The sequence below is a fragment of the Polymorphospora sp. NPDC051019 genome (genome assembly GCF_040683055.1).
Lineage (GTDB): Bacteria > Actinomycetota > Actinomycetes > Mycobacteriales > Micromonosporaceae > Polymorphospora > Polymorphospora lycopeni.
Window position 1 is genome coordinate 524,026 of sequence record NZ_JBFBCH010000002.1, and the last position, 20,627, is coordinate 544,652.

The following is a 20,627-nucleotide window of genomic DNA, read 5'->3' on the forward strand; positions in this document are numbered from 1 at the left end:
CCGCCGCCACGCTCCGCTCGCTCACAGCTCGATCACCGCTTTCTCGCACCGGAACGCCTCGGCGTACCGGGATCTGCATTCGATGCCGCGCAGTCGGGCCAGTCCGAGGAAGACCTCGTCGTCCCACCAGTCCCGGTCCTTCTGCGACGGGAAACTGGAGTGCAGCAGTTCAACCTTGCGGCGGGCCCGCTCTTCGCTGAGCGGCAGGTAAAAGTTACGCCGTCCGAGGTCGCCGTCCCACTTCGGGATCTCGTAGTGCAGCACCGGCGCGGCCCGGAACGACGTCGTCACGAGTTCGGCCAGCGTGCGGTGGTCCTGGTGGGCGTCGTCGGTGCCGGGGGCGACGACGAGGTCGGCGCCGAACGTCCGCGCGGTCTCGTCGACGATCCGTTTCGCGTCGCCCCACCGGGCGGGTACCCGGCCGTCCGGCAGGTCGTGCAGGGCGAAGCTCAGCTCGGCACCGGCCAGGAAGGCGGTGGCCGCCGCCCGCGCCTCGGCCTGGCGGTCGGGGCTGCCGGTGAGCAGTACGTAGTGCACCCGCAACCGCGGATTGGCGGCGGCGAGGCCGAGCAGCAGCCCGCCGGCGCCGATCTCGATGTCGTCGGGGTGTGCGCCAAGCAGCACCACCCGGCGTATCCCGGTCAGGCGCAGGCCCGGCATCAACGGCTCAACGCGGGGGCGCCGGGCGACGAGAGCAGGGCGCTGGCGGCGCCGCCGCCACCGTTGCGGTTGCCGTCCCAGAGCATCCATGGGCAGCGGCCGGCGTGGTAGAGCTCCTCGAGTTCGGCCCGGTCCTTGAACGTGTCGGCGGCCCGCCAGAACCCGGTGAACCGCTGGGCGAGCAGCCGGCGCTCGGGCAGCAGCCGCTCGAACGCGTGCGGCACCATGTCCTCGCCCTCGCGCAGCGCGGAGAAGATCTCCGGGCGCAGGACGAAGTAGCCGCCGTTCTCCCACTGCATCAGCTCGCGGATCGGCCGTACCCGGGTGACCTGGTCGTCGTCGGTGATGTCGATGACGTGGTGGGTCGACTGCACCGGTACGGCGAGCAGGCTGGCGGTGGCCGTCGAGGCCCGGAACCGCTCGATCATCTCCGGTAGCGGCGCGTCGGTGAGGGTGTCGGCGTAGTTGGCGAGGAACATCGGCTCGTTCTCGACGTGCTTGCGGACCCGCATCAGCCGCTCGCCGATGGTGGAGTTGAGCCCGGTGTCGATGAAGGTGATGTTCCAGTCGGTGATGTCGGAGGAGAAGAGCCGTACGTCGCGACCGCCGCGGGCCAGCGTGAAGTCGTTGGAGAGGGTCTCGTCGTAGTGCAGGAAGTAGTCCTTGACGGCGGCGGCGCCGTAGCCGAGGCAGAGCACGAAGTCGGTGTGGCCGAAGTGCGCGTAGTAGCGCATGACGTGCCAGAGCAGCGGCCGGTCGCCGATCATCGCCATCGGCTTGGGCGCCGACGCGGCACCCTCCCGCATCCGCATGCCGAGGCCACCACAGAACAGGACGACCTTCATCACACCACCTCGAGGGCCGGGATCGGGAAGACCAGCCGGCCGCCCCATTCCCGTACGTACGAGAGTTGCTGGGAGATCTCGGTGCGCAGGTTCCAGGGCAGCACGAGCACGTAGTCGGGCCGGTCCTGTGCGATGCGCTCCGGCGCGTGGATCGGGATGTGTGTGCCCGGCAGGAACAGGCCCTGCTTGTAGGTGCTCCGGTCGACGGTGTATTCGAGCAGGTCGGACCGGATGCCGCAGTGGTTGAGCAGGGTGTTGCCCTTGCCCGGGGCCCCGTAGCCGACCACCCGCTTGCCCTCGGCACGGGCGTTGAGCAGGAACTCGACGAGATCGCGCTTGATGTCGAAGACCGCCTCGGCGAAACCGCGGTGCCCGTCGACGGTGTGCAGCCCCGCCTCGGCCTCGGCCTCCAGCACCGACTTGACGTTGCTGGACGGTTCACCGGCCGCCGCCGCGTGCCGGGCGTGCACCCGCAGCGACCCGCCGTGTGTCGACAGTTCCTCGACGTCGACGGCGACCAGGTCGGCGGTGGCCAGCGCCCGCTGCGCGGTGAGCAGCGAGAGGTACTGGTAGTGCTCGTGGTAGATGGTGTCGTACTGGCGGCGCTCGATGAGCCGCAGCAGGTGCGGGAACTCCAGGGTGATCAGCCCGTCCGGCTTGACCAGGGCGGCCAGCCCGGCGGTGAAGCCGACCAGGTCGGGCACGTGGGCGTAGACGTTGTTGCCGGCCACCAGGTCGGCGCGGCCGTACTCGGCGGCGAGCGCGGCGCCGGTCTCCGCCCCCAGGAAGTGCACCCGGGTCCGTACGCCCTTGGCGTTGGCGACCTCGGCGATGTTGGCGGCCGGCTCGACGCCGAGCACCGGTACGCCCCGGGCGACGAAGTGCTGGAGGAGGTAGCCGTCGTTGCTGGCGACCTCGGTCACCAGGCTGTCCGGGCCGAGGCCGAGCGTGTCGGCCATCGTGTCGGCGTAGCGCTTGGCGTGTGCCACCCACGAGTCGGAGAAGGACGAGAAGTAGGCGTAGTCGGAGAAGATGTCCTCCCCGGGCACGTATGCCGGGAGCTGAACGAGCAGGCAGCTCGGGCAGATCCGGACGTGCAGCGGGTAGAAGGTCTCCGCGGAGTCGAGCCGTTCGGCCGGCAGGTAGCTCTCGCAGAGGGGCGACATGCCCAGGTCGACGAAGGTCTCGGTCAGCGCCGTGGCGCACAGCCGACATTCGGCAACGGTCATTGAGCTTCCCCCACGCGTATGCGGATGTCGGTCGAGGCGTTCCGTGGTGTGGGCGCACCCGACGCTGCCGTCGGGTGCGGGCCCAGGGGCACCGCCGGCTCCCGGGCGCGGGACGCCGGCGCGCCGTCCCCGACGTGCGTCTGGCAAACGCTAGCCAGAGCGCCTCCCACCAGGGCACTTGAGTAAGAAGTCTGACACTCTTCGGCCCGGTCACCGCACCCCTCATAGACTCGGCCTCCCACACCCGAAGACACTGCGGGGGCTTTGCCATGCGCGTTCTCGTGACCGGTCACCACGGCTACATCGGCAGTGTGCTGACGCCGATGCTCACCGCCGCCGGCCACGAGGTCGCCGGGCTCGACATCGACCTGTTCGCCGACTGCCTGATCGGTCCCGCCCCGGCGGAGGTGCCGGCCGTACGGGTGGATCTGCGCGACGTCACGGCGGAACACCTGGCCGGTTTCGACGCGGTGCTGCACCTGGCGGCGCTGTGCAACGACCCGATCGGCAACCTCAACCCCGAGTTGACGTACGACATCAACCACCGGGCCACGGTGCGGCTGGCCGAAGCGGCGAAGGCCGCCGGGGTGACCCGCTTCCTGTTCTCCTCGTCGTGCAGCCTCTACGGCGCCGGCCTGGACGACCGGCCGCTGGACGAGAACGCCGGCTTCGCCCCGGTGACGCCGTACGGCGAGTCGAAGATCCTGTCCGAGCAGGGGCTGGCCGGCCTCGCCGACGACGACTTCTCCCCGGTGTCGCTGCGCAACGCGACCGCGTACGGCTTCTCGCCCCGGCTGCGCGGCGACCTGGTCGTCAACGACCTGGCCGCACACGCGCTGCTGACCGGCGAGGTACGCCTGCTCTCCGACGGGTCGGCGTGGCGGCCGCTGGTGCACATCGAGGACATCTCGGCGGCGTTCCTGGCGCTGCTGGAGGCGCCCCGCGAGGTGGTGCACGGCAAGGCGTACAACATCGGGCAGACCAGTGAGAACTACCTGATCCGGGACGTCGCCGAGGTGGTGGCCGAGGTGGTCCCGGGCTCGACCGTGACGTTCGCCGGCGGGGCGTCGGCCGACGCCCGCAACTACCGGGTGAGCTGCGACCTGGTCGCCGCCGAGGTGCCCGGTTTCCAGCCGGGCTGGACGGTCCGCAAGGGCGTCGAGGAACTGGTCGAGGCCTACCGGCGGCACGGGCTGACGATCGAGGACTTCCGCGGCGAGCGGCACCAGCGGCTGCGCCGGATCCAGTCGCTGCAGGGTGCCGGTCGGCTCGACGGCGAACTGCGCTGGACCGCCGGCGGGGCGGCATGACCGGCCAGGCCTGTCACGCCTGCGGGGCCGCCGAACTGGTCCCGTTCGCCGACCTGGGGACGATCCCGGTCTTCTGCGGGGTGCACTGGGCCAGCCGCGACGAGGCGCTGGCGTCGCCGCTCGGCGAGATGCGGCTGGCCTACTGCCCGTCCTGCGCGTACGTGCGCAACGTGGCGTTCGACCCAGCCGCACTGGTCTACGACACCACGATGGACACCAACCTGCACCACTCACCGGCGTTCCAGGCGTTCTCCGCCGAACTGGTCCGGCATCTCGCCGACCGCTACCCGCTCAAGGGCGCGACCGTGCTCGACGTCGGCTGCGGGCAGGGCGAGTTCCTGCGTGAGCTGTGCCACGTCTCCGGCGCCCGCGGGCACGGCTACGACGCGATGTACGCCGGCCCGGTCGGCGAGGACCCGTCGGGCGCGGTGTTCCACTCGACCCACGCCCCGCTCGACGACTCGACTCCGGCGTTCGACTTCGTCACCTCGCGGCACTGGTTCGAGCACCTCGACGACCCGTACGGCTTCCTGGTCCGGCTCCGCGAACTCGCCGGCGACCGCACCGTCCACGGCTACATCGAGGTTCCCGACGCCTGCTACGACCTGGCCACCGCCGGCTGGGAGGTGATCTACCCGCACGTGTCGTACTTCGACGCGTACGCGCTGCGGTCGATCGTCGAGCGGGCCGGCTGGCGGGTCGAGGCGACCGGGCCGCTGTTCTCCGGGATGTTCCGGTTCGTGGAGTTCTCCGTGAACGCCGACGGGCCGCCCCGGTCCGACGCGCCGCTGCCCGACACCGCCGACCGGGACCGGCAACTCACGTCCATCGCCGGCTTCGCCGACCGCCACCACGCCGAGCGCGACCACTGGCGCACCACCATCGACCGACTGATCGCCGAGGGTGACCGGCCGGTGCTGTGGGGTGCCGGCTCCCGCGGCGTACAGTTCCTGCACCTCGCCGACCCCGACCACCGGCTCGCCGCCGTCGTCGACGTCAACCCGCGCAAGTGGGGGCGCTACCTGCCGGTCACCGGGCACGAGGTCACCGATCCGGCGACGCTCGCGGAACTGGGCACCGGGTCAGTGATCATTACGAATCCGGCATACCGTAAGGAGATCACCGCCACCTTGCGCCAGCTCGGCGTGACCGCCCAACTGCTGGTCGCCTGAGACCGGAGGAAGACGATGCCCGGCACCCCTCGCGTCACCATCGGTGTCCCCGTCTACAACGCCGAGCGTTACCTCATCGGCTGCCTCGACGCGCTGCTCGCCCAGGACTACCACGACTTCGAGGTCGTGATCAGTGACAACGCCTCGACCGACCGCACCTGGGAGATCTGCCAGCGCTACGCCGCGATCGATCCGCGCATCCGGGTCTACCGCAACCCGCAGAACCTCGGCGGTCACGCCAACTTCGCCCGGGTCGCCGAACTGGCCCGTGGCGAACTGTTCAAGTGGGCGGCGTACGACGACGTGTGCCTGCCGGGACACCTCGGCGCCTGCGTCGCCGCCCTCGACGCGGCCGGGCCGGAGACGGTGCTCGCCTATCCCCGGACGCTTCTCATCGACGAAGAAGGCGAAACAATCGGCCCGTACGCTGACCTCATGGACCTGCGCCACCACCGCCCCTGGCGGCGGGTCGCCGCGGTGGCGTCGCACATCAGCCTCTGCCACGCCCACTTCGGCGTCTTCCGGCTCGAAGCGTTGCGCCGCACCGGCATGATCCGCCCCTACCTGTCGTCGGACTACACGCTGATGGCCGAGGTGGCCGCCCTGGGTGAGATCCACGAGGTCGACCAGCCGCTGTTCATGCGCCGGGTGCACGGCGCCTCGACGCGGCAGGCCAAGGACAGCAACGCGACGGACGCCAGCGCCTGGTTCGCCCCCCAGGGTGGGCGCACCTCCGGCGCGCCCCGGATGCGGATGCTGGGCGAGACCCTGCGCGTGCTCGCCACCGCCGACGCGCCGCGTTCGACCCGGCTGGCCAACGCCAGCGCGTTCCTCACCGCCTGGTCGGTGCGCCGGGTCCGGGTACGGTTCGGACGGTGGCGCCGCCAGCTGGTCCGGCACCCCGCTCCCGCGACAGCACGCGGCAGCGTCTGGTGACCAACGCGAGTCCGTCCGGCACCGTCGAGGCGGCGCCGGTCCAGTCCGGTCCACCGCCGAAGTCCAAGGTAGGGTCCGCGATCGGCTGGTCGTACGTCCTGACCGCCGGTCGGGTCGGCTCCTCGGTGGTCGTCACGTTCCTGCTGGCGATGCTGCTCGGCCCCGACGAGTTCGGCATCCTGGCGATGGCACTGGTCTTCGTGACCATCGCCCAGACGATCCTCCAGCAGGGGCTGGTGTCGGCGATCGTCCAGCGCGACAAGCTGACCGGCGCCCACCTCGACGCCGCGTTCGGGGTGCTGGCCATCGCCGGCTTCGGCGTCGCCGCCCTCGCCGCCGCCCTGAGTCCGGTCTGGTCCCTGATCAACCGGGAGCCTCGGCTCACCGTGGTCTGCGTCGCGCTCGCCCCGCTCGTCGTCATACAGGGGCTGGCCATCGTGCCGGAGGCGGTGCTCCGCCGCGAGCTGCAGTTCCGGGCCGTCGCGATCCGTACCCTGGTCGCCGCGCTCGTCAGCGGCGTGGTCGGGATCGCGCTCGCCCTCGCCGGTGCCGGCATCTGGGCGCTGGTCGCCCAGCAGTTGGTCAACGCCCTCATCGGTCTGGTCGTGCTCTGGGTCGTCTGCCCCTGGCGACCGAGCCGGCGCATCCGGTTCGGTGCCATCCGCGAGTTGTGGACGTTCTCGCTGCACTCCGCCAACGCCGGGCTGGGCGTCATGCTCAGCAACCGCGCCGACCTCATCTTCACCGGGATCTTCTTCGGCCCGATCGCCACCGGCATCTACCGGCTGGCCGCCCGGCTGCCCGACATGCTGGTCGACGTGACGGTCCGATCGCTTCAGCAGGTGGCGTTGCCGTCGCTGTCCCGGCTGCAGAACGACCGGGCCGCCTTCGCCGCCCACCTCACCCAGCTCCAGCATCTCGGCGCCATCGTCGGGCTGCCCGTACTCGGGGTCCTGGCCGCCACCGCCGGGCCGCTGGTCGGCTTCCTCGGCCCGCAGTGGGCCGGCACCGAGGTCCCGTTGCAGGTGCTCTGCCTGTTCGGCGCGGTCAACGTCTACGGGGTGCTGCTCGGTCCCGCGTTGCAGGCGATCGGCCAGCCGGGCAAGCTCGCCGCGATCTCGTGGACCCGGGGCCTGCTCGGGGTGGCCACCTTCGCCGTGCTGGGCACCCTGTTCACCAGCGGCAACCCGGCGGCGCAGGCCACCGCGATCGGCATTGCCGGGGTGGGCCTCCAGGTCGTGGTCAACGCGGTGTCGATCTGGGTCACCGTACGTCGGGCAGCCGGTGCCTCGGTGCTGCGGTTCCTGCTGCCGACGCTGCCGGCGGTGGTCGCCGCGACGGCTGCCGCGCTGGTCCCGTACGCCGTCAACCGGCTCGGTGTCGACGAGCTGCCCCCGCTGGCGGGTGTGGTGGTGATGGGCGCGGTCGGCGGCCTGACCGCCGCGGCGATCCTGTGGACCACCGACCGGCGCGTACGCGCCCTGGTCCGTAAACGCCTCCCCCGCCGCCGCCCCCTGGCCCCCGCCCAGTAGCCCTTCTTCCCTCTCCCCTTCTCCCGCCCCACCCCACCCCCCAAGATCCGCGTGATCAGGGAGTAAGCCGGGCGTGTTGTCGGCGTGGCGGACGAAATACTCCCTGATCACGCGGATCTTGCGCGGGCGGGGTGGGTGGGCGGGGGACGGGGAGAGCGAGGAAGACGGTGGCCCCCAGCCCGGAGGGCTGGGGGCCACCGTCTGGGGTGGTGCGGGTCAGGACTGGGGGCGGAAGATGATCGCGGTGTTGTCGGCGAGGGCCGGCTCGTTGAACGAGTGCTGCACCGCCTGCGTACCCGCGTGGTTCTCGATCCCGACCGTGGCACTGTCACCACGCTCACGCGTCTTGCTCGGCGCCAGACTCTCGTAGTTGAACACGATCTCACCAGACACCGACAACGACACCTGAATCGTCACCCGAGCCGACGACGAACCGTACTGACCATGGTTGAACCACTCCAACACGAACCTACGGTCCGCGCCGCTACCGACCACCGCACTACGCACCACCGTGTCCGCCCGCACCACGAGGTCGTCCCAGAACGGATAGACCCCGGTGTTCGGCGCGGTGGTGTCCGGAATCGGGCCGTTGATCGGCTGCGCCCCGCCCGGGTCCTCGAAGCTGAGGAACCCGTTGCTGGACACCCACGCCGACGTGTACGTCTGCCCGTAGAACGGGAACGCGAACGGCAGGTCGATCCGCTCCACCGAGTCGTCACCGGTCAACGGAATCGGGGTACCACCCGACACCGGCGTGTACGGCCGGGACTCCGTCGACCTGGTGTACGAACCACCGCCGCTGGCCGGCGGCGGGGTGGTGGCCGGCGGTGGCTCGCTGGTGGGTGGTGCCGTCGTCGGTGCGGTCAGCGCCAGGTTGGTGGTGTGGGCACCGGCGGCGGCAACCGTCACCGTGGCCGAGGCGGTGCGCCCGCCGTCCGCCGCGGCGGCGACGGTGTACGTCCCGGGCGGCACCGAACCGATCGTGTAGCTGCCGGTGGCCGTGGTCGTCGCGGCCCGCCCGCCGGGGTTCAGCGTCACCGCGGCCCCCGCGACCGGCGTACCGCCGCTGGTGACCACGCCGGAAACCGTGCCGGTGGTGGCCGGCGTCGGGTCGACCGGCGGCTGGTTCGTCGGCCCCTGGCCGCCGCTGGACGGGGTGAAGATGATCGCGGTGTTGTCGGCGAGGGCCGGCTCGTTGAACGAGTGCTGCACCGCCTGCGTACCCGCGTGGTTCTCGATCCCGACCGTGGCACTGTCACCACGCTCACGCGTCTTGCTCGGCGCCAGACTCTCGTAGTTGAACACGATCTCACCCGACACCGACAACGACACCTGAATCGTCACCCGAGCCGACGACGAACCGTACTGACCATGGTTGAACCACTCCAACACGAACCTACGGTCCGCGCCGCTACCGACCACCGCACTACGCACCACCGTGTCCGCCCGGACGACCAGGTCGTCCCAGAACGGGTAGACGGCGGCGTTGGGTGCCGACGCGTCGGGGATCGGCCCGTTGATCGGCTGGCCGTTGCCCGGGTCCTCGAAGCTGAGGAACCCGTTGGCGGAGATCCACGCCGAGTTGTAGCTGTGCCCGTAGAACGGGAACGCGAACGGCAGGTCGATCCGCTCCACCGAGTCGTCACCGGTCAACGGAATCGGCGTACCACCCGACACCGGCGTGTACGGCCGGGACTCCGTCGACCTGGTGTACGAACCACCACCGCTGCCCGGCGGCGGAGTGGTGGGCGGCGGAGTGGTGGGCGGCGGCGTGGTCGCCGGCGGGGTGGTGGGCGGCGGGGTCGGCGTCGGGGTCGGGTTGGTCGGCCCGGCCAACGTGAGGTTGGCCGTGTGCGTGCCGCCGGCGGTGACCGTGACCGAGCCCGAGCCGGTCAGTCCGCCCGGCCCGGTGCCGGTGACGGTGTACGACCCGGCCGGGACCGAGCCCAGGGTGTAGCTGCCACCCGCGGCCGTGGTCGCGGTGAGGTTGCCGGGGTTCAGTGTCACGGTCGCGCCGACCACCGGTGCGCCGTTGCTGGTGACCACGCCGTTGACGGTGCCGGTGACCGGCGGCGGGTCGGTCGGGCCGCCACCACCGGGCGGGGTGATGACGATCGCGGTGTTGTTGGCGAGGACCGCCTCGTTGATCGAGTACTGCAAGGCGATCGTGCCGGTGCCGTTCTCGATCCCGACGGTGGCGGAGTTGCCCAGTTCACGGGCGCCGCCGAGGTCGGCGTAGTTGAAGGTGATCCGGCCGGACTCCTCCATCAGCACCTGGAACGTCAACCGGGCCGACGAGGAGCCGTAGAGGCCGATGTTGCGCCACTCGACGTTGAAGCGGCGGTTGGGGGCGGTGCCGGTCACCGCCGTACGGACGGTCGAGTTGTCCCGGGCCCACAGGTCGTCCCAGAACGGGTAGATGGCGGCGTTGGGCGCTGACACGTCCGGGATCGGGGTGTTGACGCCCCACGAGCCGTTCGGGTCGAGGAACGACAGCTTGCCGTTGACGTCGATCCAGGCGGCGTCGTACGTCTCGCCGTAGAACGGGAAGGCGAACGGCAGGTCGACCCGGGTGATGGCGTCGTCGCCGGCCAGCGGCAGCACGGTGTCGTCGGCGGGCACGATCGCCCGCCCGGTCACCGTGTCGCAGGTGTAGCCGAAGGTGTCGGCGCACGAGCCGGAGCCGCTGTAGGTGGCCGTGTAGGTGGTGGGGACGGCCGGCGCGGTGATGACGTGGGTCTGTGCCCCGCCGTCCGACCACTCCTCGAAGGTGAACGTCGAACTGCCGGCGGTCTGCGGCGTGGGCGCGCTGATCGTGTTGGTCGAGCCGACGATGACCTCACGGACCACCGGCGTGCTGAACGGTGCGCCGTTGTGGTTCAACTCCAGCCCGCCGGGGGTGGTGGCCAGGGTCAGGTTGACCGTCTTCGGGTCGATCCGGGTGGTGGTGCTGGAGGTCAGGCCGCTGCTGTCGGTCGCGGTCAGCGTCAGTTCGAGGTGCGACGGGTATTCGTGGTCCGGCGCGACGAACGTGCCGGAGTCGACGCCCTCCGCGCTCTGCACGTGGTGGGTGTGGCAGTCGTCGGCGGAGTAGCAGTGCCGGTTGATCAGCTGCCAGGACAGCGACGACGCGGGCAGCGTGCCGTCCTGCGGGTCGGTCGCGTGGCCGGAGAAGGAGACCGTCTCGCCGACCTCCCAGCGCAGCGCGGTGGTCGGCGAGTCGATGACCGGTACCGGCGCGTCGGTGCCGACGAAGATCTGCAGGGTCTCGGTGTCGACCGCCCCGGCCATGTCGGACACCCGCAGCCGGGCGGTGTGGGTGCCGGTCGTGGTGTAGGTGTGGGTCGCGGTCGGACCGCTGGCGTCGAACGTGCCGTCGTCGGTGAAGTCCCACTGGTAGGTGAGGATGTCGCCGGCGTCGGGGTCGGTGGTGTTGCTGGCGTCGAACGAGACCGTGAGCGGCGCGTTGCCCGAGGTCGGGTTCGCGGTGAACGCGGCCTGCGGGGGCAGGTTGCCGGAGCTGTAGTGGAACCGGCGCACCGTGCCGCCGGTCAGGTCGGCGTAGTACAGGTTGTTGTCCGGGCCGATGACCAGGTCGACCGGCGCGGAGGCGGTCGAGGTGAACGGCATGATGTCGGACGGGTCCGGTACGCCGTCCGGTCCGGCCCGCATGGCCCAGATGCAGCCACGCGAGTAGTCGGCGAAGAACAGCGCGCCGGCGTACGGCGCCGGGTAGTTGCCGCCCTCGGTCGGGTAGAACGTGATGCCGGTCGGGGCCGAGCCGCCGGTCCGGCAGCCGTCGCCGGGCGCGACGACGTCGTTGTGGTGGTAGGTGTAGTGCGGCCCGGTGGCCGTGCCGGCGGGGGCGGCGTAGAGGCTGCGGCACAGGTCGAGCTGGGCCGCGCGGTAGCCGCTCTGCACGCTGTTGCCCTCGTAGCAGGGCCAGCCGTAGTTGCGTACCGGTCCGTCGGCCGGGTCGACGATCCGGTTGATCTCTTCCCAGTTGCGCCAGCCGACGTCGGCGACCCAGACCTCGTCGGTGCCCGGGCGGAACGCCCAGCGGTAGGGGTTGCGCAGGCCGTACGCGACGATGCGGCGGGTGTTGGCGTCGGCGCTGGCGGCCATCGGGTTGTCCGGCATGGCCGCCGCGGTCTGCGGGTCGACCCGGATCAGGGTGCCGGACAGGCCGGTCGGGTCGCCGCCGGTGCGCAGGTCCTGGGCGCGCAGGGCGCCACCCTCGGCGGTCGGCGGGGTCATCGCGCCGCCGACCGGCGACGGCGGGTCGCCGCACGGGTTGGTCGGGTTGCCGGCCTGGCCGTAGTCGACGAAGGTGCCGGAGGCGCCGTCGCCGCCGGTGACGTAGAGCGCGCCGTCCGGGCCGAAGCGGAGTTCGCCGATGGAGTGGCTCTCGATCTGCTGGCACCAGTCGTGCAGCAGCACCTCTTCGGGGCCGGTCATCACGTCGCCGTCGAGCCGCAGCCGGGAGACCCGGCTGCTGGCCGCGCAACTGCTCCGCTCGTGGCAGGTGTCGTTGTAGGTGGGTGCGGTGCCGCCGATCAGCCCGTCGTAGGTGTAGCTGACGTAGAGGTAGGGGTCGGCCGGGAAGCTCGGGGGGACCGCCATCCCGATCATCCCGAGGTCCTCGTAGTTGTAGACGTTGGTGCGCAGGTCGGCCACGACGGTCGCGGTGGTGTCCGACAGGCTGTCGAACACCTTGATGACGCCGTCCTTCTGGGCGACGAACACCCGGCCGTCGGGCGCGAAGACCACCTTGGTCGGCAGGTGGAGTCCGGACAGGACGATCTGCTCGGTGAAGCCGACCGGTGGACCGGCCGCCTCCGCCGGCGCGGCCGAGCCGGGCACCAGGCCCAGGCCGACGGGCACGCTCAGTGCGAGGGCCAGCGCCGAGGACAGTGCGCGCCGTATCGCTCGCGACACCCGGGTCTCCCATCTCACGGCAGGGCCGTGGCACAAACAGGTCGATGCGGCTGTTGCCGGCAGAGAGTACGCGGCCACAGCATCGCGCATGATCCAACCGAATGGCTTCGGTAGCCCGACCGGACTACCCGGCCGTACGGCTCGACTTCGGCCGGCCGATCGGTGCTGAGTGATCACTTGGTCACGGAACGGCGTTCCGGGCCCGGCGGAGACCGCCGGGCCCGGAACGCGACGTCGCCGTCAGGGTACGGGATGGAACACGATCGCCGTTCCGTTGGCCAGCACCGCCTGGTTGAACGAATGCTGTACGGCGGCGGCACCGGAGACGTCCTCGACGCCGACCGTGGCACTGTCCCCGAGCTCTCTCGGCTTCGATGTGGTCAGATCGGCATAGTTGAAGATGATTTCGCCATTTTCGGCGAGGATCGCCTCGACGGTGATCCGGGCCGAGGTCGAGCCGTAGTGGCCGATGTTGCGCCACTCGACGACGAACTGGCGGTTGGGTGCGGTGCCGACGACCTCGGTACGGATCGTCGAGTCGGCGCGTACCACCAGGTCGTCCCAGAACGGATAGACCGCGCCGTTGGGTGCCGCCGGATCGGGCAGGGCGGCGTTGGTGGGCTGCGCCGACCCCGGATCGGAGAACGACAGGAAGCCGTTGGTGGAGACCCACGCACTCGACCGCGGCTGGCCGTAGAACGGGAACGCGAACGGCAGGCTGACCTGGGTCACCCCCTCGTCGCCGGTCAACGGCAGCACCGTGCCGTTCGCGGGCACGAACGGGCGCGGCCCGGTGGTGACCGTGTAGTCGCCCTCGCCGCCGCCGGGCGCGGCGAGTGCCAGGTCGACGGTGTGCGACCCGCCGGGCGCGACGCTCACCGACCGGCTGCCGGCCAGGCCGCCGGGTGCGGTGCCGGTGACGGTGTACGCGCCGACCGGGACCGACGGCAGCGTGTAGGAGCCGTTGCCGGCCGTGGTCGTCGTGTGGTTGCCCGGCGACAGCGTCACCGTCGCCCCGGCGACGGCCAGTCCGGTCGCCGCGCTGGTGACCACACCGGACACCGCGCCGGTGGTCGGCGGTGCGCCGCCGGGCGGGGTGAACACCACCGACGTCCCGTTACGCAGGTCGGGCGTGTTCGTCGAGTAGCTCAGCGCCACCGCGCCGGTGCCGTCCTCGATCCCGACCGTCGCCGAGTCACCGCGTTCGCGGCCGGCCGTGGACAGGTCGGCATAGCTGTAGACGATCTCGCCGGACTCCGACAGGACGGCCTGGAACGTGACCCGGGCCGACGTCGAGCCGTACAGGCCGATGTTGCGCCACTCGACGACGTACCTGCGGTTCGGGGCGGTGCCGGTGGTCGCCGTACGGATGCTGGAGTCGGCCCGGACGAACAGGTCGTCCCAGAAGGGGTAGAGGGCGGCGTTCGGCAGCCCCGGGTCGGGCAGTGCGGTGTTGGTGCCCAGTGGTGAGCCCGGGTCGGTGAACGACAGGAATCCGTTCGTCGACACCCAGGCGGTGCTGTGCGACCCGCCGTAGAACGGGAACGCGAACGGCAGGCTCACCGAGGTGTACGCGTCGTCGCCGGTCAGCGGCAGGACCGTGGTCTCGGCGGGCAGGAACGGCCGGTCGGTGCTGGTGGTGCAGGTGTAGCCGTAGCTGTCGGCGCAGCCCGGGGCACTGGTGTAGGTCGCGGTCCAGGTGCCGGCGGTGGCCGGGGCGATCAGCACGTGGGTCGCCGCGCCCCCGTCCGACCAGCTGCCGAAGGTGTGCACGAGCGAGTTGCCGCTCTGCGGGCTCGGCGCGCTGACCGTGTTGGTCGAGCCGACGATCACCGTACGGGTGAACGGCGCGGTGCCGGAGAAGTTGCCGACGCTGAGTTGCAGTCCGGGCGGACTGGTCGCGAAGGTCAGGTCGACGGTTCGCGGGTCGAGCCGGCGTACGGTCGTGCTGGTCAGCCCGTCGGCGTCGGTCGCGGTGAGTTCCAGTTCGAGGTACGACGGGTATTCGTGGTCCGGCGCGATGAACGACCCGGACCCGACTCCGGCCCACTCCTGCAGATGGTGGGTGTGGCAGTTGCCGACCGACTCGCAGTGTTCCATCCGCAGCCGCCAGTGCAGCCCGGACGCCGGGATGGTGCCCTGCTGCGGGTCGGTGGCGTGGCCGCCGAAGGCGAGGGTGTCACCGACCTGCCAGGTGGTGCCGGTGGTGGGGGTGGTGATGAAGGCGGTCGGCGCGCTGTTTCCGGGCTGGATGCGGACCGTGGTGCTGTTCGACGCGCCGAGGGTGTCGGTGACGGTCAGCGTCGCGGTGAAGGTGCCGCTGGCCGGATAGGTGTGCGTGGCGGTCGGTGTGGTCGCGTCGACGGTGCCGTCGCTGGTGAAGTCCCACCGGTACGTGAGCCGCCCGGCGTCGGCGGGGTCGGGGTCGGTGGAGCCGGTGCCGTCGAAGGTGACGGTCAGCGGGGCGGTGCCGGACGTGGGGGTGGCGGAGATCGCGGCGACCGGCGGCTGGTTGCCGGGGAAGTAGCGGATCCGCCGGACCGTGCCGCCCAGGTCGGCGTAGTAGACCTCGCCGCCGGGGCCGACGGCCAGGTCGGCGGGGCTGGCGGCGGCCTGGGCGAACAGGGTGATGTTCGTCGGGCTGGGCAGCCCGCCCGGGCTGCCCGGGCGCATCGCCCAGATGCAGTTCCGGGAATAGTCGCTGAAGAACAGCGCACCGGCGTACGCCGCCGGATAGCTGCCGCCGCTGCCGGGGTAGAAGGCCAGGCCGCCGACGGCGTCACCGCCGGCGCCACAGTTCTCGCCGGGTACGACGTCGGCGTTGTGGTGGTAGGCGTAGTAGGGCGCGGTCTGGCCCGCTCCACTGTAGAGCGACTCGCAGAGGTTCAGGTTCGCGTTGTCGTAGCTGGCCATCCGGGCGTTGCCCTCGTAGCAGGGCCAGCCGAAGTTGGTGACGCCGCTGGTGGGCGCGGCGACCCGGTCGATCTCCTCCCAGAGGTTCCAGCCGACGTCGCCGAGCCAGACCTCGCTGGTCCCGGGTCGGACGGTCGCCCGGAACGGGTTGCGCAGGCCGGTGGCGACGATCCGCCGGGCGTTGGGGTCGGCGGAGGCGATCAGCGGGTTGCCGGGGGCGGCGGCGCCGGTCGCCGGGTCGATCCGGATGACGGTGCCGTCGAGGCCGGTCGGGTCGCCGAGGGTGCGTACGTCCTGCGAGCGCAGCGCACCACCCTCGGCGGTCGGCGGGGTCATGGTGCCGCCCGGCGGGTCGCCGCAGGGGTTGCGCGGGTTGCCGAGCTGCCCGTAGTCGGTGGCGCTGAAGCTCGCGCCGTCGCCGGCCGTGGCGTAGAGCATGCCGTCGGCGCCGAACGCCAGGTCGCCGACGGAGTGGCTCGGGTATTGCTGGCACCAGTCGTGGATGAGGACCTGCTCGGGGCCGCTGACGACGTTTCCGGCCGCCCGCAGCCGGGAGAGCCGGCCGGTGACGACGCACTGGCCGTTGTTGGCGTCCCCGCAGTTGTCGTTCCACACCGGAGCGGTCCGGCCCGGCGGGGCGTCGTAGGTGTAGAGCACGTAGACGTACGGGTCGGCCGGGAAGCCGGGGGCCAGTGCCAGGCCGATCAGCCCGCGGTCCCAGACGTTGTGCACGTTCGTGGACAGGTCGGCGAAAAGGGTCGGGGTGGGGTCGGCAAGGTCGTCGAAGACCTTGATCCGGCCATTCTTCTCGGCGACGAAGACCCGCCCGTCGGCAGCGAACTCGATGTTCGTCGGCTGGCTCAGCCCGCTGAAGACGACCTGCTCCTGGAAGCCGGTCGGCAGCACGACGGCGGCCGCCGGGGCACCCGGCAACGGCGCGAGGAGTCCGGCCAGCAGGGCGGACGTGAGGCCGATTCCCAACCCGCGTCGAAGGCGCGTCATCGCACCCCTCCCGGAAGACACGTGCGCGGGTGGCGCGCACCAGCCACGACCGTCGATACGAGGGATCGTGCGCACAGAGTAGCCAGGCGGTGAATGTTGAGTGGTGTCCTGTTCCTGACCGAAGAATCAGGACGAAGATCGACAAAAAGGGATCTCGGCGACGTTCCACCCCGGCGGAATCATCAGTTCAGTGCCGCAAAGCGACCAAAAGTATGATCGACATTGACCGATTCGATGACCAAGGAAGCAGGCACTTGGTCCGACTCATGTTAGAAAGACGACATCGTCCGAGAATGCGAGTCACTTGCCCGCACCGGACCGCATAGAGCAGGCTCTGCAATAGCTTCTTTCCCTTCCGGTCGCAGCCCGACGAGGCGCTGCGACCGTTCGTCGATGCCATCCTTTCCAGTTCTGGGCGGATACGAGGTAGACATGGCCGACCGGCGTCCGCACGTCGTCATCGTGGTGGTGAACCTGCCCGTTGAACGCGACCGGCGGGTCATCCGCGAGTGCCGGGCGCTGGAGGCCGCCGGCTACCGCGTGACGGTCATCTGCCCGCGCGGCCCGCAGAAGCTGCGGGTGCTGCCCGGCACCGAGACGCAGATCCGATCCTTCCCCCAGCCGCTCGCCGGCTCGGGGGTGCTCTCCTTCGCCGCCGAGTTCGCCTGGGCGCTGATCGCCGTCACCACCCGCCTGCTGGGCGTTATGGCGCGCACCCGGGTCGACGCGGTGCAGGCCTGCAACCCGCCCGACGTCTTCTGGACCATCGCCCTGCTCATGCGGCTGCTCCGCCGGCCGTTCGTCTTCGACCACCACGACCTGAGCCCGGAACTCTACGAGTGCAAGACCGACAACCCGCGTCCGGTCGTACTGCGCATCCTCAAGCTCATGGAACGGCTGTCCTGGCGCTGCGCGTCGGCGGTGGTGTCGACCAACGAGTCCTACCGGGAACTGGCGATCAGCCGCGGCGGCTGCGACCCCGACGACGTCGTGGTCGTCCGCAACGGGCCGACGCTGGCCGAGGTCGGCGCGGCCGGAATCCCGGCGCAGCGCACCGGTGAGCCGGCCACGGCGCCGGGCGACGACGACCGCCAGGTGGTCGTCTACCTCGGCGTCATCAATCCGCAGGACCACGTCGACGCCGCGGTGCTCGCGGCCGAACGGCTGGTGGACCTGCGCGGTCGCGGCGACTGGCGGCTGGTCGTGGCCGGCGACGGCGACAGCCTGCCCGGACTGCGACAACTCGTCACCGAGCGCGGCCTCGACGACGTGGTGCGGTTCACCGGCTGGCTGGAAGCCGACGAGGTCGACGCGTTGCTGCGCTCCGCTTCGATCGCCATCCAGCCGGACCCGCCGACCCGGATGGCCGACTTGTCGACAATGGCGAAGACCGTGGAGTATGTGGCACGAGGGCTGCCGGTCGTAGCCGTCGACCTACTGGAAACGCGGCGCACCGCCGAGGGGGCGGCGACCTACGTGCCGACCGGCTCCCCGGACGAACTGGCCAAAGCACTCGACCAGCTCCTCAGTGACGAGGAGGCCCGGTCGGCGATGCGGACCGTGGCCCGGCGGCGCTTCACCGAGCTGCTCGCCTGGGACCATCAGGCCAGGGCGTACATCCGGCTGTGGGACCGGCTTCTGCGCCCACGGCCAACGGGCTCGTCCCCGGCTCCACCGATGGACCCGGCCCACGCCGAACAAGGCGTGAACGACGCCGCATGGTACGAAACTGGCGGCGGCAAGGCCCCTGGCCGGGCCTCGCAGACCAACCTCACGACCTGACGACCCGCGCTACCCGAAGGGGCCGACGCTGTGGACCTTCTCGACCTCCTGAGACTGATGGTCCGGCGGTGGTACGTCGCCGCCCCGGTCGTCGTACTCACCCTCGGCGCGGCGCTGGTCGTCGGCTCGTCGATCCAGCCGGAATACAAGACCTCGGCGGCCGTACTGCTCGTGCCCCCGACCACCAACCCGCCCGCGCCGGCACCCAACGCCAGCCCGCAGCCCGGCAACCCCTGGCTGAAGGTCGGTGAGGTCGCGATGGCCCAGGCGGTGCAGATCTCCGTCTCCGCCGCCGACGCGCGGCAGAAGGTCCAGGCGGCCGGCGGCGACCCCGGCTACGAGATCGGACTGGTGAACCGCAGCTCGATCGTGACCGTCGACGTCACCGCGACCACCCACGAGGCCGCGCTGGCCACGGTGGTCGCGGTCACCAAGCTGATCAGCGACGAGGTGTCGGAGAGCCAGACGGCCTACAAGCCCAAGGCCGGCGAGGAGATCACCACCGAGATCCTCGACCCGGGCACCGAGATCACGCCGTCGCGCTCCAACGTCCTGCGCGCGCAGATCGTGGTGATCGCGATCGGCCTGCTGTTCACCGCGGTCGTCGCCGTCGTCTACGACGCCATCCAGCGCCGGCGGGCCAACGCCCGACTGGCCAGCCGGCAGTCCGGCCGCCGCCCGGTGGCCGGCGACGCGGGCCAGGCGAGCGTCGCGGGCGGCCATGGAGGCGCCCCCCACCAGCAGGGCCGGTCCGCGGAGGTCACCCAGGCGCTCGGCGGCAACGGCCGTGGCGGCCCGCAGATCTCGGCCGACTTCATCCGGGCGCCGCAGTCCGACGACACCATCCTCCTCACCGCGGTCCGCACGCCGACCGACGATTCAAGGCGATAAGTACGCCGACGACGTACTGACGGAACGAGTCCCGTGCAGACCTACCTCTCCGCCCGACGCTCAGCGACGGTGTACGACGGGCTCACCCCCCGGACCCGGCACTTCCCGGACGCGACGGCGGGTGTCGTCGCCGCGGTGATGCTGGCCTACCTGCTGCCGGCCCGGCTGATCTTCCCGCCGCTGACCACCCTCGGCCGGCCGGCCGTCATGGTCGGCCTCGGCCTGCTGGTGTGGTGGGCACTGACCCGCCTGCACCCCAACCTCGTGACCCGCGGGCAGCAGCCGATGCGCTGGGCGCTCGCCGGCTACCTGGTGACGATCGGGGTGTCCTACATCGCCGGACAGGCCCGGGGCATGCAGGTGCTGGAAGCCAACAGCGCCGATCGGACCATCCTGATGGCGCTCGCGGCCGGCGGCGTACTGCTGGCCGCCGCCGACGGGGTGCTCACCCGGGACCGCATCGACCACCTGCTGCGGTGGTTCTGCTGGGGCTCGGCCGTCATGGCGCTGTTCGCGCTGGCGCAGTTCATCCTGCGGATCGACTTCACCAACTACCTCAAGCTGCCGCCGGTCCTGATGTTCCAGAAGGACCTGGTCGGCTTCGACGCGCGCGGCGGTGGCGGGCTGGTCCGGGTGGCCGGCACCGCCGGCCACTACATCGAGTTCAGCGTCCTGATGGTGATCGGCCTCATCGTCGCCATCCACTTCGCCCGCTTCTCCACCAGCCGGCGCAACCGGCAGATCTACGCCACGCTGGCCATCATCCAGGCCGGCGTCATCCCGATCTCGCTGTCCCGCACCGGGGTGCTGGCGCTGGCCGCCGCGATCCTGCTCTTCATCCTGGTCTGGCCGCTGCGCACCACCTTCAACGTGCTGGTGATCGGCGTCTTCCTGATGGCCTTCATCCAGGTCGGCAAACCCGGGCTGCTGGCGACGCTGCGCGCCCTGCTGCTCGCCGGTGACAACGATCCGAGCGTGCAGGGCCGGCTGGAGGACTACGCGTTCGTCGCCCCGTTCATCAAGGAACGGATGTGGCTCGGGCGCGGTGTCGGCACCTGGTTGCCGGAGATGTACCAACTCCTCGACAACCAGTGGCTGGTCACCCTGGTCACGGGTGGCGTCCTCGGGGTCGTCGGGCTCGCGGGGCTCTTCGTCGTCGGCATCGTCACCGCCGGCCGGGTACGCCGGTTCGCCACCAACGAGCGGGACCGGGACCTGGCCGCCGTACTCGCGGTGGGGATCGGGGTCGCGGCGGTGACCGCGTTCACCTTCGACGCGCTGTACTTCTCGACCTACCTGATCACCGTGCACCTCTTCCTCGGGCTCGCCGGCGCGATGTGGCGGGTGACCCGGGCCGAACGCGTCAACCACATCGGAGCACAATGACCGAGCACCGCGAGGGCATCAAGCCGCACAG

Annotated in this window: 12 protein-coding genes; 7 read left to right on the forward strand and 5 right to left on the reverse strand. The window is 71.0% G+C overall.

What is annotated here, in order from left to right:
* Positions 1–21 precede the first annotated feature (21 nt).
* From AB0M79_RS06450 to AB0M79_RS06460, 3 genes are read right to left on the reverse strand one after another with little or no spacing between them, the layout of a single operon-like run.
* Positions 22–660: a PIG-L family deacetylase gene (locus AB0M79_RS06450; protein ID WP_364208486.1), complete on the reverse strand. Its 639-nt coding sequence runs from the start codon at positions 658–660 to the stop codon at positions 22–24.
* Entirely contained in the window at positions 660–1,505 is an 846-nt protein-coding gene (locus AB0M79_RS06455; protein ID WP_364208489.1) for a glucose-1-phosphate cytidylyltransferase, read from the reverse strand. The genes AB0M79_RS06450 and AB0M79_RS06455 overlap by 1 nt, the downstream gene beginning before the upstream one ends.
* On the reverse strand, positions 1,505–2,734 hold the full coding sequence (locus tag AB0M79_RS06460) for a class I SAM-dependent methyltransferase (RefSeq protein WP_364208492.1): 1,230 nt from the start codon (positions 2,732–2,734) through the stop codon (positions 1,505–1,507). Before AB0M79_RS06460 ends, AB0M79_RS06455 begins: the two co-directional genes overlap by 1 nt.
* Positions 2,735–3,003: 269 nt before the next feature.
* On the opposite strand from AB0M79_RS06460, the gene AB0M79_RS06465 reads away from it, so the two are divergent.
* Genes AB0M79_RS06465 through AB0M79_RS06480 form a run of 4 tightly spaced genes read left to right on the forward strand, consistent with a single transcriptional unit; the run spans position 3,004 to position 7,684 of the window.
* On the forward strand, positions 3,004–4,044 hold the full coding sequence (locus AB0M79_RS06465) for an SDR family oxidoreductase (protein ID WP_364208495.1): 1,041 nt from the start codon (positions 3,004–3,006) through the stop codon (positions 4,042–4,044).
* Positions 4,041–5,216 (forward strand): methyltransferase domain-containing protein, encoded by a 1,176-nt coding sequence (locus AB0M79_RS06470; RefSeq protein WP_364208498.1) that lies wholly within the window; start codon positions 4,041–4,043, stop codon positions 5,214–5,216. Before AB0M79_RS06465 ends, AB0M79_RS06470 begins: the two co-directional genes overlap by 4 nt.
* Positions 5,217–5,231: 15 nt before the next feature.
* Positions 5,232–6,152 (forward strand): glycosyltransferase family 2 protein, encoded by a 921-nt coding sequence (locus AB0M79_RS06475; protein ID WP_364208501.1) that lies wholly within the window; start codon positions 5,232–5,234, stop codon positions 6,150–6,152.
* Positions 6,149–7,684 (forward strand): lipopolysaccharide biosynthesis protein, encoded by a 1,536-nt coding sequence (locus tag AB0M79_RS06480; RefSeq protein ID WP_364208504.1) that lies wholly within the window; start codon positions 6,149–6,151, stop codon positions 7,682–7,684. Before AB0M79_RS06475 ends, AB0M79_RS06480 begins: the two co-directional genes overlap by 4 nt.
* Positions 7,685–7,900: 216 nt before the next feature.
* On the opposite strand, the gene AB0M79_RS06485 is transcribed toward AB0M79_RS06480, so the two are convergent.
* Positions 7,901–12,622 carry a PQQ-dependent sugar dehydrogenase gene (locus tag AB0M79_RS06485; protein WP_364208507.1) on the reverse strand — a complete coding sequence of 1,574 codons (4,722 nt, stop codon included), beginning with the start codon at positions 12,620–12,622 and terminating at the stop codon, positions 7,901–7,903.
* 240 nt (positions 12,623–12,862) lie between these two features.
* Positions 12,863–16,537: a PQQ-dependent sugar dehydrogenase gene (locus tag AB0M79_RS06490; RefSeq protein ID WP_364208510.1), complete on the reverse strand. Its 3,675-nt coding sequence runs from the start codon at positions 16,535–16,537 to the stop codon at positions 12,863–12,865.
* Between the two features lie 432 nt (positions 16,538–16,969).
* Between AB0M79_RS06490 and AB0M79_RS06495 the strand changes: the two genes are divergently transcribed.
* The 3 genes from AB0M79_RS06495 to AB0M79_RS06505 are packed head-to-tail and all read left to right on the forward strand — an operon-like array spanning position 16,970 to position 20,596.
* On the forward strand, positions 16,970–18,319 hold the full coding sequence (locus AB0M79_RS06495) for a glycosyltransferase family 4 protein (RefSeq protein ID WP_364208513.1): 1,350 nt from the start codon (positions 16,970–16,972) through the stop codon (positions 18,317–18,319).
* 30 nt (positions 18,320–18,349) lie between these two features.
* Positions 18,350–19,210: a hypothetical protein gene (locus AB0M79_RS06500; protein ID WP_364208516.1), complete on the forward strand. Its 861-nt coding sequence runs from the start codon at positions 18,350–18,352 to the stop codon at positions 19,208–19,210.
* A gap of 33 nt (positions 19,211–19,243) precedes the next feature.
* Complete coding sequence (locus AB0M79_RS06505) at positions 19,244–20,596, forward strand: O-antigen ligase family protein (RefSeq protein ID WP_357532857.1); 1,353 nt, start codon at positions 19,244–19,246, stop codon at positions 20,594–20,596.
* The last annotated feature ends 31 nt before the right edge of the window (positions 20,597–20,627 follow it).

Excerpts from the sequence above, each read along its gene's own strand:
- AB0M79_RS06455 (WP_364208489.1), bottom strand. The coding sequence starts at position 1,505 with ATGAAGGTCGTCCTGTTCTGTGGTGGCCTCGGCATGCGGATGCGGGAG.
- AB0M79_RS06465 (WP_364208495.1), top strand. The coding sequence starts at position 3,004 with ATGCGCGTTCTCGTGACCGGTCACCACGGCTACATCGGCAGTGTGCTG.
- AB0M79_RS06460 (WP_364208492.1), bottom strand. The coding sequence starts at position 2,734 with ATGACCGTTGCCGAATGTCGGCTGTGCGCCACGGCGCTGACCGAGACC.
- AB0M79_RS06450 (WP_364208486.1), bottom strand. The coding sequence starts at position 660 with ATGCCGGGCCTGCGCCTGACCGGGATACGCCGGGTGGTGCTGCTTGGC.
- AB0M79_RS06475 (WP_364208501.1), top strand. The coding sequence starts at position 5,232 with ATGCCCGGCACCCCTCGCGTCACCATCGGTGTCCCCGTCTACAACGCC.
- AB0M79_RS06495 (WP_364208513.1), top strand. The coding sequence starts at position 16,970 with ATGGCCGACCGGCGTCCGCACGTCGTCATCGTGGTGGTGAACCTGCCC.
- AB0M79_RS06490 (WP_364208510.1), bottom strand. The coding sequence starts at position 16,537 with ATGACGCGCCTTCGACGCGGGTTGGGAATCGGCCTCACGTCCGCCCTG.
- AB0M79_RS06470 (WP_364208498.1), top strand. The coding sequence starts at position 4,041 with ATGACCGGCCAGGCCTGTCACGCCTGCGGGGCCGCCGAACTGGTCCCG.